The organism is Gluconacetobacter entanii, assembly GCF_003206495.1.
GTDB lineage: Bacteria > Pseudomonadota > Alphaproteobacteria > Acetobacterales > Acetobacteraceae > Novacetimonas > Novacetimonas entanii.
On the sequence record NZ_NKUF01000001.1, the window covers coordinates 82969 to 96071 of the forward strand.

Genomic DNA, 13103 nt, shown 5'->3' on the forward strand with positions numbered 1-13103 from the left:
CATGAATGGTATCGTTGTTACCGCGCTCAAGCGGCCTTACACGTTCGTCGTCCTGTCCATCCTGATTGTTGTCTTTGGCGTGCGCGGCCTGCTGCGCACCCCCACCGACGTCTTTCCCAGCATCAACATCCCCGTTGTCGCGATCTGCTGGACCTATACCGGCCTGATGCCGGAGGACATGTCCGGCCGCGTCGTCTATTATTACGAACGTGCGCTGACCGCGACGGTCAACAACATCGAACATATCGAAAGCCAGTCCTATTACGGGCGCGGCATCGTCAAGGTGTTCTTCCAGCCCGGGACCGATACCGCCGTCGCACAGACGCAGATCACGTCCGTGTCCCAGACGGTCATCAAGCAGATGCCCGCCGGCATGACCCCGCCGCTGGTGCTGACCTACAACGCGTCCTCCGTCCCGGTGCTGACGCTGCAGGTGTCGTCTGATTCGATGACCGCCTCGCAGATCTATGACATGTCGTCCAACCTGATCCGCCCGGCGCTGGTGTCGGTGGCGGGGGCGGCCATTCCCAATCCCTATGGCGGGCAGCCGGGCAACATCATGGTTGACCTCGACCAGACGAAGCTGCTGGCCCACGGCCTGTCGGCCACCGATATCGGCAACGCGCTGGGCAAGCAGAACATCGTGCTGCCCGCCGGTGATCAGCAGATCGGCGCCTTCGACTACATGGTGCAGACCAACGCCTCGCCCGAGGAGATCGACACCTTCAACAACATGCCGATCAAGCAGGAGGGCAATTCCGTCGTCTACCTGCGTGACGTGGCGTGGGTGCATGCGGGCGGGCCGCCGCAGACCAACATGGTGCTGGTCAAGGGGCACCAGGCGGTCCTGATCGTCATCATGAAAAGTGGTGACGCCTCCACCCTGTCGGTCGTCAGCGGGATCAAGGCGCTGCTGCCGGGCATCATAAAGACGCTGCCGGCGGGGGTGAACATCACCGTGCTGGGCGATGCCTCCACCTTCGTGAAGGAGGCGGTGCGCGACGTGGTGCAGGAAATGGGTACGGCGGCGCTGCTCACCAGCCTTGTCGTGCTACTGTTCCTGGGATCGTGGCGATCGACGGTCATCATCGCGACCTCCATCCCGCTGGCGATGCTGTGTTCGGTCATCGGGCTGGGCATGGCGGGGCAGACGATCAACGTCATGACGCTTGGCGGGCTTGCGCTTGCGGTGGGTATCCTCGTCGATGACGCCACCGTCATGATCGAGAACATCGACGCCCATCTGGAGATGGAGAAGGATCTGGAAACCGCCATCATCGACGCGGCGAACCAGATCGTCATTCCCACCTTCGTCTCCACATTGTGCATCTGTATCGTGTGGATGCCGCTGTTCCAGTTGACCGGGGTCGCGGGCTGGCTGTTCATGCCGATGGCCGAGGCGATCATCTTCGCCATGATCGCCTCCTTCATCCTGTCGCGCACGCTGGTGCCGACGATGGCGAAATACATGCTTGCGGCGCAGGTGGCGGCGCACCATGCGCTGGCCACCGGGCAGGTCGCCCCGTCGCAGAGCATCTTCGCGCGGTTCCAGCGCGGGTTCGAGGCGTATTTCGTCCTCTTCCGCAACCGTTACCGCGCCATCCTGATGCACCTGCTGGCGACACGCAGGCGCTTCGTGCCGCTGTTTTCACTGGTGGCATTCTCATCGCTGGGGCTTCTGTTCTTTGCGGGGCAGGACTTCTTCCCCGAAATCAATTCCAACGCGCTGTCGATCCACATGCGCGCGCCGCTTGGCACCAAGATCGCCGAGGCGGGCAAGATCTCCATGCTGGTGAATTACGAGATCGAGCGCCTGCTGCCCGGCGAGGTCGAGGGCATCGTCAATAACTGCGGCCTGCCGTTCAGCCCGCTGAACCAGGCCTTCATCCCCACGCCCACCGTCGGCACGCAGGACTGCGACCTGACGGTGACGCTGAAGGACGAGGAAGCGCCGGTCGCGAAATATCGCGGCATCCTGCGCAAGGGACTGGCGGAGAAATTCCCCGGGACCGAGATCACCTTCATGCCTGCCGACCTGACGGCCAAGATCCTGAATTTCGGCCTGCCCGCGCCAATCGACGTGCAGGTGTCGGGCCGCAACCTGTATGGCAATTTCGACTTTGCGGAACACCTTGCCGCCCGCCTGCGCAAGATCACCGGCGTGGCCGATGTGTCGGTGCAGGAACCGATGAATACGCCGACCCTGCGCGTCAATGCGCGCCGGACCTATGCGTTGGGCACCGGCCTGACGGAGGCGGACGTGGCGAACAACGCCCTTGCCGTGCTGTCGGGCAGTGGCCAGGTCTCGCCCACCTACTGGCTGGACCCCAAGACCGGGGTGTCGCATCTGGTGGATATCCAGACGCCGCTGCAGTTCCTGCAGACGATGAACGACCTGGAGACGATCCCCATCGACCGGGGCGACGGCAACCCGCAGGACCTGCCGCCGCAGATCCTCGGTGGTCTCAGCCAGATCGTGCAGACCGGCACGCCGGGGGAGGTCGCGCATTACAACATCATGCCGGTCTTCGACATCTATGCCACGAACGAGGGGCTGGACCTTGGCACCGTCTCCCGCGAGGTGACGCGCGTGGTCGAGGAGGAGCGCAAGTCGCTTCCCCGCGGGTCGAGCCTGTATGTCCGCGGGCAGGCGACGACCATGAATGGCGCCTATACGCAGTTGATATCCGGCCTCGCAATGTCGATCCTGCTGGTCTATCTGATCATTGTCGTCAATTTCCAGTCGTGGCTTGACCCCTTCATCATCATCACCGCGCTGCCCGGTGCGCTGGCCGGGATCGCGTGGGCGCTGTTCCTGACGCACACCGCGCTGTCGGTGCCGGCGCTGACGGGGGCGATCATGTGCATGGGCACCGCGACGGCGAACTCCATCCTTGTGGTGGCCTTCGCGCGGGAGCGGATGGACCTGCACGGCGATGCGGTCAAGGCCGCGATCGAGGCGGGATATGAACGTATCCGCCCGGTGCTGATGACCGCGTCGGCCATGATCATCGGCATGCTGCCCATGTCGCTGAGCAATTCGCAGAACGCGCCGCTGGGCCGTGCGGTGATGGGGGGCCTGATGGTCGCCACCTGCGCCACGCTGCTGTTCGTGCCGTGCGTGTTCGCGCTGATTCATTCAAGAAAATCTAAGACCACGACTGCCGAGGGAGAACGCGCATGACGGGCGCCGATGATATCAAGGGCCAGCGCGGGCGCGGCAGCAGGATCTGGGTCGGGCTGGGGGTGGTCGTGGTGGCCGTCATCGTCGTCGGCGGGATCGTCGAACGACGCATGCATGTCGAAAGCCTGAGCCGGCAGACCGCCGACGCCGCCATCCCGCGCGTGCAGGTGATCGAACACGAACACGGGCCAAAGACCCGCACGCTGGACCTGCCGGGCAATATCTCTGCATGGTACCAGGCCCCGATCTATGCGCAGGTCTCGGGCTATGTGCAGATGTGGTACAAGGATATCGGCGCGAAGGTGAAGGCGGGCGAGATCCTGGCCACCATCGACACGCCGGGACTTGATGCGCAGTACGCCGCGTCAAAGGCCAATTTCGACGTGGCCATGGCGCGTTACAAGCTGGCGCAGATCACGGCGAAACGCTGGAAGGCGCTGCAGGGCACGCAGGCCGTCTCGCAGCAGGAAGTCGATGTGCAGGCCGCCAATGCCGAAGCGCAGGCCGCCGAGGTGGAGGCCGCCCGGCACGAGGTCTCCCGCTATGCCGCGCTGATCGGGTTCAAGCAGATCGTCGCCCCCTTTGACGGTGTGGTGACGGCGCGCCTGGCCGACGTGGGCGATTATGTCAACGCGGGCGGCGGGGACGTGTCCTCCCACGGGACGGCGAGCGAACTGTTCAGCGTGGCGGACGTGCACCGCATGCGTGTCTTCGTGTCCGTGCCGCAGGATTATGCCGACATCATCGGGCCGAAGCTGACGGGTGACATCACCGTGCCGCAGTATCCGGGGCGGGTGTTCAAGGCGAAGTTCCTGGCCACGGCAAAGGCGTTCAACGCCTCCACCCGCACCGTGACGACGGAACTGGTGGTTGATAACGACAAGCGCGAACTGTGGCCCGATTCCTATGCCACCGTGCATTTCACGGCGCCCGGCGACCCGGATATCCTGATCCTGCCCGAAGGCGCGCTGCTGTTCCGTGCGCAGGGCATGCAGGTGGCCGTGGTGGACGACCATAACCGCATCAGGCTGCGCAATGTCACGGTGGGGACGAACCTTGGCACCAAGGTGCAGATCCTTGCCGGGGTGGGGCTGCATGACCGCGTGGTCAACAATCCGTCCTCCGGCCTGCTGGAGGGGCAGGAGGTGTATCTGGTCGGTTCCACCCCCGGATATAATGACGTGGGTGCCTCGGCGATGGCCAAGGCCCCGACGTCCGAAAACACGAAGGATGACGATGTCCGGGCCATGCCGTCCGACCAGGGGACGACGGATGCCGTGGCGCGCCGATGAGGGGCAGCTTCATGTGGATGCGCGCGCGCCACCGGTCGATGCGCGCGGCCTGCCTTGCCGGGTGCGCGATCATGGCCGCGGGCCTTGGCGGGTGCGTGGACCTCGCGCCGAAATACAAACACGCACATTACCTCTACCCCGACAACTGGCAGGGGGAGGGGATCATGCATTACGGCGTCCCCGCCGATGGTGCGCCCCGTGGGGACTGGTGGACGGTCTTCAACGATCCGCTCCTCAACCAGCTTGAGGAACGGGCCGGGCACCTGAATCCCGACCTGCAGGCGGCGGCGGAAACCTTCACGCAGGCACGTGACCTGTCGGCGGAGGCCGCGTCGGAGCTTTATCCGCAGATCAGTGGCGATGCCGGGGCGTCGAACAACCAGGCCTCCCAGCATCGTCTGTGGCGTGGTGCGGGATCACAGGGCCCGACCTACATGTCATCGCAGCAATGGGGTGCATCCGTCCGGTGGGAGCCGGATTTCTGGTCCGCGATCCGTAACCGCAAGCGCATGCGCCAGCAGCAGGCGCAGGCATCCGCCGCCGACTTTGCCGTGGCGCGGCTGAGTATCCAGTCCGAACTGGCGAACGATTACATGCAGTTGCGTGGCATGGATGCGCAGCATGCGGTGTATCAGGATTCGATCCGCTACTATGAAAAGGCGGTGCAGATCACCCAGATGCGTCAGGCCGGCGCGATCGCGGCGGGCATCGACGTGTCGCGCGCACAGACGCAGCTTTCGGCGACGCAGGCGTCCGATACCGACCTTCTGGCGCGCCGTGCGGTGATGGAACATGCGATCGCGGTGCTGGTGAACGTCTCGCCCTCGGCGTTCCATATCACGCCGACATCCGAAATCCGCTTCCCCAAGGTGAAGATCGCCACGGGCATTCCGTCCACCCTGCTGGAACGGCGTCCCGATGTCGCCAGCGCCGAGCGTAACATGGCGCAGGCGAACCGCGCGATCGGCGTCTCGCGCGCGGCGTTCTATCCCCATGTGACCTTCAGCGCCATGGCCGGGTTCATGGATAATGGCTTCACCCTCGATAAGTTCGCCAACGGCATGTACAACTATGCCGCGCAGGCCGTGCTGCCGCTGTTCCAGGGCGGGATGCGGCGCGCCGAACTGCAGCGGAGCTGGTCGCAGTACCGCCAGGCGGAGGACCGTTACCGCGCCACCGTGCTGGCCGCCTTCAAGGATGTGGAGGACGGGCTGAGCCTGACCCATGACCTTGATGTCGAGACCGCGCAGGAAGGTGCGGCCGTCAAGGCGTCGCTGCGAACGCAGAACATGACGATGCAGCTTTATACCGGTGGCCTGACCAACTATCTCGACGTGGTGGTGGCGCAGGTGGCGGCGCTGACCGCACGTATTGCCGAGGTGCAGGTGGAAACCCGCTACATGCAGGCGCAGGTCGAACTGATCCGCGCGCTTGGCGGGGGCTGGGATACCAGCCAGTTGCCCAACCACAGGCAGATCCGCCCGTTCGGCCCGCTGCAATATTCCCACCTGCGGATTCCAAAGACGGCCGGCGGCGTGAACGTGGACAATGGTCCGGAGTCGAAAGACCTCCAGATGCCTGCCCTGTCGGGGCAGGGGTTGACAGCACCCCCGAATCAGCGGTAGGTGTACGCCTCTTATCGGAACGCGGGAGGTCCCTTGCCTTCGCCAGGTCATGGCGGGGGTGACCGCCTGAACCGCGGTCCGGGTGAAACAGTCAGGAGCCCCGGATATGGCCAAAAAAATCGTTGGCTACATCAAGCTGCAGATTCCCGCCGGCAAGGCGAATCCCTCCCCGCCGGTTGGTCCGGCCCTTGGTCAGCGCGGCCTGAACATCATGCAGTTCTGCAAGGAGTTCAACGCCAAGACGCAGGGTATGGAACCGGGGATGCCCATTCCCGTGGTCATCACGGCCTATGCCGACCGTACCTTCAGCTTCATCACCAAGACCCCGCCGAACACGTACTTCCTGATGAAGGCTGCCAAGATCAACAAGGGCAGCTCCACCGTCGGAAAGGCCGCGACCGTCGGCAAGGTGACCATCGCGCAGCTGCGTGAGATCGCCGAGGTGAAGATGAAAGACATGAACGCCAATGACATCGACGGCGCCGTGCGCATGCTGAGCGGTTCAGCGCGCTCCATCGGCCTCGACGTGGTGGAGGGCTAAAGTCCATGGCAAAGAACAAGCGTCTGGCCGCCGCGCGCGCCAATGTTGATTCGACCAAGGCCTATGGCCTCGACGACGCCATCTCCCTGGTGAAGCAGGGCGCGAAGGCGAAGTTCGACGAGACCGTCGAAATCTCCATGAACCTTGGTATCGACCCGCGCCATGCCGACCAGATGGTCCGTGGCCTGCTGTCGCTGCCCAACGGCACGGGCAAGACCCTGCGCGTCGGCGTGTTCGCCCGTGGCCCGAAGGCCGAGGAAGCGAAGGCCGCCGGTGCCGATGTGGTCGGTGCCGAAGACCTCGCCGAAAAGGTGCAGGCTGGCGAGATCGAGTTCGACCGCTGCATCGCGACGCCGGACATGATGGCGCTCGTCGGTCGCCTGGGCAAGATCCTCGGCCCGCGTGGCCTGATGCCCAACCCGAAGCTGGGCACCGTCACGATGGACGTGAAGGGCGCGGTCACGGCCGCAAAGTCCGGTCAGGTCGAATACCGCGCCGAGAAGGCCGGTATCGTGCATGCCGGCATCGGCAAGGCGTCGTTCGACGAAGCGAAGCTTGCGGAAAACATCCGCGCGTTCGTCGATGCGGTGCAGAAGGCCCGTCCCACGGGCGCGAAGGGCACCTACATCAAGAAGGTGTCCCTGTCGTCCACGATGGGACCGGGTGTGCATCTGGATGTGGCGGCGCTCGTCGCATCCTGATGAAGGATTGTCCCGCCCCTGACGGGGGGGGATGAAAAGGGAATGGTCCGCCCGGCGGGCCATTTTCCGAACCTGTCCATGACCGGATGCGGCCCTGTGCCTTGATTGTCCTTCGCCAGAGGGACGGCAGCCGGAAGACGGGGATGCCGGATTACAGGCGCATGTCGCCTGACACTGGTTGTTCCGTTTGCAAAGGACAGGCGAACCGGGGTGTGCCCATGCCGGGCGGGCCCCAAGGGTAAACCCAATCCGTCAGGTTTCCTGATGGATTACGATGGAGACGGGATTTGGACCGTACGGAGAAGCGGGAGTTTGTTGCCTCCCTCGCGACCGTGTTCGCCAAGACGTCCATGGTCATTGTCACCCGTAATGACGGGCTGAATGTGGCTGATGTGACGGAACTTCGGCGGCGTGTGCGCGCGGCCGGAGCGACTTACAAGGTCGCGAAGAACCGGCTGGCCGATCTCGCCCTGGCAGGGACCCAGTTCGAAGGCATCAAGCCGCTGCTGAAGGGGCCGACCTCGATTTCGTGGGCGGATGAACCCGTGGCCGTGGCGAAGGTGCTGGTCGAGTTCGCCAAAACCAACGAAAAGCTTGTTCTGCTCGGCGGATCGCTTGGCTCCCAGACACTGAATGTCGAGGGAATCAAGGCGCTGGCGGAACTGCCGTCCCTGGACGTGCTCCGGGCGCAGCTGGTGGGGCTCATCTCCACGCCGGCAACGCGCATCGCGGGTGTGCTTCAGGCACCGGGCGGACAGCTTGCGCGGGTTTTCGGCGCCTATGCCAAGACGGGCGAGGCAGCCTAGCCACCCATGTCCCGGTGCGCCGGGATATCAACAAAATGGCACTTTCCCGAAATTTCGGGATTGTATCACGCCAACCAGTGTATAAATTAGGAAGACTGAATCATGGCCGATCTGAACAAACTTGTTGACGAACTGTCCGCTCTGACCGTTCTCGAAGCTGCCGAACTGTCCAAGCTGCTGGAAGAGAAGTGGGGCGTTTCCGCTGCTGCTCCGGTTGCTGTTGCCGCTGCTGCTCCCGGCGCTGCTGCTGCTCCGGCTGAAGAGAAGACCGAGTTCGACGTCGTGCTGACGAAGGCTGGCGACAAGAAGATCAACGTCATCAAGGAAATCCGTGGCATCACGGGCCTGGGCCTGAAGGAAGCCAAGGACCTGGTCGAGGGCGCGCCCAAGACCGTCAAGGAAGGCGTCAGCAAGGATGAAGCCGAGAAGATCAAGAAGACCCTTGAAGACAACGGTGCTTCTGTCGAAATCAAATAAGATGTATCCTGTCAACATTCCCGCTTGCGGATGTTGAGATGATATTCAGGTGAGGGTGGAGATCTTCTGATCTCCGCCCCCTTGGGCGTTACAGGCACCCTGACCGCAAGGTCTCGGGTGCCTTTGGCGGTAGAAGGGGTCGTCCTCAAGTCATGTGAAGGGACGGGTCTGGGGTCGGGCCATGAGGATGGGCGACCTGAAAGAATTTCTGGATCTGTCTTTGTCCCGTGGCCGCAAGGCAATGACGGCGGATGGGGAGCAGGTCTTGTGTGGATGGGGGCTGGATAGGCGATGAACGCGATTACGAAATCGTTCACGGGACGCAAACGCATCCGCAAGAGCTTCGGGCGTATACCCGAAATCGCTCCGATGCCCAATCTGATCGACGTGCAGCGTGCCAGTTACGAGGCATTCCTGCAGATGAACGTGTCACCCGACAGCCGGACGCCGACCGGGCTGCAGGAAGTGTTCCGTTCCGTCTTTCCGATCAATGATTTTGCCGGACGTGGTCGACTCGAATTCGTCAGCTATGAACTCGAAGAGCCGAAATACGATGTTGAGGAATGCATCCAGCGCGGGCTGACCTTTGCCGCCCCGCTGAAGGTGATCCTGCGCCTGATCGTGTGGGACGTGGACGAGGATACGGGTTCGCGCTCGATCCGTGATATCAAGGAGCAGCCGGTCTACATGGGCGACATGCCGCTCATGACGGATAACGGCACGTTCATCATCAACGGGACCGAGCGCGTCATCGTCAGCCAGATGCACCGCAGTCCCGGCGTGTTTTTCGACCATGACAAGGGTAAGACCCATTCGTCGGGCAAGTTCCTGTTCGCCGCGCGCGTCATCCCGTACCGTGGCTCGTGGCTCGACTTCGAATTCGACAGCAAGGACCTGATCTACGTCCGCATCGACCGCAAGCGCAAGCTGCCGGTCACCACGCTGCTGTACGCGCTGGAGGGCGAGGAATCCCGCGCCGCGCGCGACGCGAAGGCGGCCGAGGGCGGCGACGTCGAATCGATGGAAATCCGGGGCATGACGCCCGATGAAATCCTTGGCTATTTCTATGGTCAGGTCGAGTTCATCAAGAGCGAGAAGGGCTGGGCCCGCCGTTTCGACCCCGATGCGTTCCGTGGCCAGAAGCTGCTGGAACCCCTGGTGGATGCCGATACGGGCGAAATCGTCGCCCAGGTGGACACCAAGCTGACGGCGCGCATGGTCCGCAAGATCGCGGAAACCACGAAGGACGTGCTGGTCGGCCCGGCCGGCCTGATCGGTCGTTTCATCGCGTTCGACATGGTCAATCCCGAAACCGGCGAGATCTTTGCCGAGGCCGGGGACGAACTGACCGAAGCCCGCCTTGAGGCGCTTGAGGCCGATGGTGTCACCAAGCTGGTGACGCTGGCGATCGACGCGACCAACGGCCCGTGGATCCGCAATACGCTGGCGATCGACAAGAATACGTCGCGTGACGATGCGCTGACCGATATCTATCGTGTCATGCGCCCCGGTGAGCCGCCGACGCCCGAGACGGCCGAAGCGATGTTCTCCGGCCTGTTCTTCGATCCCGACCGCTATGACCTGTCCGCCGTTGGCCGCGTGAAGATGAACATGCGCCTTGGCGTGGACGTGCCCGACACGGTGCGCGTCCTGCGCAAGGAAGACATCCTGCGCACGGTCAAGATCATGTGCGAACTGAAGGATGGTCGCGGCGCGATCGACGACATCGACAACCTTGGCAACCGTCGTGTCCGCTCCGTCGGCGAACTGATGGAAAACCAGTATCGCGTCGGCCTGCTGCGCATGGAGCGCGCGATCCGTGAACGCATGGGGTCGGTCGATATCGACACGGTCATGCCGCATGACCTGATCAATGCAAAGCCGGCTGCCGCCGCAGTGCGTGAGTTCTTCGGCTCCTCGCAGCTCAGCCAGTTCATGGACCAGACCAACCCGCTGTCGGAAGTCACGCACAAGCGTCGTCTTTCGGCGCTTGGCCCGGGCGGCCTGACGCGTGAGCGCGCGGGCTTTGAAGTCCGTGACGTCCATCCGACCCATTATGGCCGCATCTGCCCGATCGAGACGCCGGAAGGCCCGAACATCGGCCTGATCAACTCGCTGGCCACCTATGCGAAGGTCAACAAGTACGGCTTCATCGAAACGCCGTACCGCATGGTCGAGAACGGCGTCCTGCAGAGCGGCTGGAAATATCTGTCCGCGATGGAGGAAGACAAGCTCATCGTCGCGCAGGCGGATGCGGAACAGGACGACAAGGGCAACCTGACCGGTGAACTGGTGTCCGTGCGCCGTGGTGGCGACTTCCGCCAGGTCCTGCCTGACGAGGTGACGGCCTGTGACGTGTCGCCCAAGCAGCTTGTGTCGGTCGCCGCGGCCCTGATCCCGTTCCTTGAGAACGATGACGCGAACCGTGCGCTCATGGGCTCGAACATGCAGCGTCAGGCGGTGCCGCTGGTGCGTTCCGACGCGCCGCTGGTCGGCACCGGGATGGAAGCCGCCGTCGCCCATGACTCGGGTGCGACCATCGTCGCCCGCCGCCGTGGCATCGTGGACCAGATCGACGGTGCGCGCATCGTCGTGCGTGCCACCGATGATGCCGGTGCGACGCAGGGTGTCGATATCTACCGCCTGCGCAAATACATGCGCTCGAACCAGTCCACCTGCATCAACCAGCGTCCGCTGGTCCGCGTGGGGGATCAGGTTTCGGCGGGCGAGATCATCGCCGACGGTCCCTCCACCGAGCTTGGTGAACTGGCGCTGGGACGGAACGTGCTGGTCGCGTTCATGCCGTGGAACGGGTACAACTTCGAAGATTCGATCCTGATTTCCGAGCGGATCGCGCGTGATGACGTCTTCACCTCGATCCATATCGAGGAATTCGAGGTCATGGCCCGCGACACCAAGCTGGGTCAGGAAGAAATCACCCGCGACATCCCCAATGTCGGTGAGGAAGCGCTGCGCAACCTCGACGAGGCCGGCATCGTCTATGTGGGCGCCGAGGTGAACCCCGGCGACATTCTGATCGGCAAGGTTACGCCGAAGGGCGAAAGCCCGATGACGCCGGAAGAAAAGCTCCTGCGCGCCATCTTCGGTGAAAAGGCGTCCGACGTCCGCGACACCTCGCTGAAGCTGCCGCCGGGCACCAGTGGCACGATCGTTGACGTGCGCGTCTTCTCCCGCCGTGGCGTGGACAAGGACGAGCGCGCGATGGCGATCGAGCGTGCCGAGATCGAGCGTCTGGCCAAGGACCGCGATGACGAACGCGCCATTCAGGAACGCTCCTTCTACAACCGCCTGCGCGAACACCTGATCGGGCAGACGGCGGGTGCGGGCTTCAAGGGCATCCGTTCGGGCACCGTCATCACGGACGAGGTCCTGTCGGAGCATCCGCGTGGCGCATGGCGCAACATCACCGTGGTGTCCGATGCGGTGATGGCGGAACTCGAGGTGCTGCGCCGCGAGTTCGATACGGCGGTGTCGCGCATCCAGGCGCGTTTCGACAACAAGGTCGAAAAGCTGCAGCGCGGTGACGAACTGCCGCCGGGCGTGATGAAGATGGTCAAGGTGTTCGTCGCGGTGAAGCGCAAGCTGCAGCCGGGCGACAAGATGGCCGGCCGCCACGGCAACAAGGGTGTCGTCTCCCGCGTCGTGCCGGTCGAGGACATGCCGTTCCTTGAGGACGGGACCCCGGTTGACCTGCTGCTCAACCCGCTGGGCGTGCCGTCGCGCATGAATGTGGGGCAGATCCTTGAAACCCACCTCGGCTGGGCCTGCGCCAATATCGGCCGCGAGATCGGGCAGCTTGTCGATACCTATCACAAGACGGGCGAGAAGCGTCAGGAACTGCTTGACGAGCTGCGTTCGGTCTATGGCGACGAGGCCTTTGCCTCCACCATTGCCGACATGACGGATGCGCAGCTGATCGAACTGTCGAACAACCTGCGCAAGGGCGTGCCCATCGCGACACCGGTGTTCGATGGCGCCTCCATCCCGGACATCGAGGCGATGCTGGAGAAAGCAGGGCTCGACAAGTCGGGGCAGTCGCAGCTGATCGATGGCCGCACGGGCGAGCCGTTCGAGCGCAAGACCACGGTCGGCTACATCTACATGCTGAAGCTGCATCACCTTGTCGATGATAAGATCCATGCACGTTCGATCGGTCCCTACTCGCTGGTGACCCAGCAGCCGCTGGGCGGTAAGGCGCAGTTCGGCGGGCAGCGCTTCGGTGAGATGGAAGTCTGGGCGCTGGAAGCCTACGGCGCGGCCTACACGCTGCAGGAAATGCTGACGGTGAAGTCCGATGACGTGTCGGGCCGCACCAAGGTCTATGAAGCCATCGTGCGCGAGCAGGATGATTTCGAGGCCGGCATCCCCGAAAGCTTCAACGTCCTGATCAAGGAACTGAAGTCGCTGGGCCTGAACGTGGACCTCGAACAGAGCGGCACCTGATCGTTCCATGAGC

8 protein-coding genes are annotated in these 13103 nt (G+C 63.4%); all 8 read left to right on the forward strand.

The window, feature by feature from the left end; all coding sequences use genetic code 11:
• Position 1: 1 nt before the first annotated feature.
• Complete coding sequence (locus tag CFR72_RS00390; protein ID WP_110912109.1) at positions 2-3184, forward strand: efflux RND transporter permease subunit; 3183 nt, start codon at positions 2-4, stop codon at positions 3182-3184.
• Positions 3181-4476, forward strand: coding sequence for an efflux RND transporter periplasmic adaptor subunit (locus CFR72_RS00395; RefSeq protein ID WP_110912110.1), 1296 nt, complete (start codon positions 3181-3183; stop codon positions 4474-4476). The genes CFR72_RS00390 and CFR72_RS00395 overlap by 4 nt, the downstream gene beginning before the upstream one ends.
• On the forward strand, positions 4473-6101 hold the full coding sequence (locus CFR72_RS00400) for an efflux transporter outer membrane subunit (protein ID WP_390669946.1): 1629 nt from the start codon (positions 4473-4475) through the stop codon (positions 6099-6101). Before CFR72_RS00395 ends, CFR72_RS00400 begins: the two co-directional genes overlap by 4 nt.
• A 106-nt stretch (positions 6102-6207) precedes the next feature.
• A complete protein-coding gene (gene rplK / locus CFR72_RS00405; RefSeq protein ID WP_110094624.1) occupies positions 6208-6642 on the forward strand; it encodes a 50S ribosomal protein L11 in 435 nt (144 codons plus the stop codon).
• Positions 6643-6647: 5 nt separating this feature from the next.
• Positions 6648-7343 (forward strand): 50S ribosomal protein L1, encoded by a 696-nt coding sequence (gene rplA / locus CFR72_RS00410; protein WP_110912111.1) that lies wholly within the window; start codon positions 6648-6650, stop codon positions 7341-7343.
• A gap of 287 nt (positions 7344-7630) precedes the next feature.
• Positions 7631-8149, forward strand: a complete 519-nt coding sequence (gene rplJ / locus CFR72_RS00415) for a 50S ribosomal protein L10 (RefSeq protein ID WP_110912112.1) — start codon at positions 7631-7633, stop codon at positions 8147-8149.
• A 102-nt stretch (positions 8150-8251) separates the two neighbouring features.
• Positions 8252-8626 carry a 50S ribosomal protein L7/L12 gene (rplL, locus tag CFR72_RS00420; RefSeq protein ID WP_110094621.1) on the forward strand — a complete coding sequence of 125 codons (375 nt, stop codon included), beginning with the start codon at positions 8252-8254 and terminating at the stop codon, positions 8624-8626.
• Positions 8627-8917: 291 nt separating this feature from the next.
• Positions 8918-13090 (forward strand): DNA-directed RNA polymerase subunit beta, encoded by a 4173-nt coding sequence (gene rpoB, locus CFR72_RS00425; RefSeq protein WP_110912113.1) that lies wholly within the window; start codon positions 8918-8920, stop codon positions 13088-13090.
• Positions 13091-13103 lie beyond the last annotated feature (13 nt).

Coding starts and splice junctions, on each gene's coding strand:
- rplA (WP_110912111.1), top strand. CDS start 6,648: ATGGCAAAGAACAAGCGTCTGGCCGCCGCGCGCGCCAATGTTGATTCG.
- rplL (WP_110094621.1), top strand. CDS start 8,252: ATGGCCGATCTGAACAAACTTGTTGACGAACTGTCCGCTCTGACCGTT.
- rpoB (WP_110912113.1), top strand. CDS start 8,918: ATGAACGCGATTACGAAATCGTTCACGGGACGCAAACGCATCCGCAAG.
- rplK (WP_110094624.1), top strand. CDS start 6,208: ATGGCCAAAAAAATCGTTGGCTACATCAAGCTGCAGATTCCCGCCGGC.
- CFR72_RS00395 (WP_110912110.1), top strand. CDS start 3,181: ATGACGGGCGCCGATGATATCAAGGGCCAGCGCGGGCGCGGCAGCAGG.
- CFR72_RS00390 (WP_110912109.1), top strand. CDS start 2: ATGAATGGTATCGTTGTTACCGCGCTCAAGCGGCCTTACACGTTCGTC.
- CFR72_RS00400 (WP_390669946.1), top strand. CDS start 4,473: ATGAGGGGCAGCTTCATGTGGATGCGCGCGCGCCACCGGTCGATGCGC.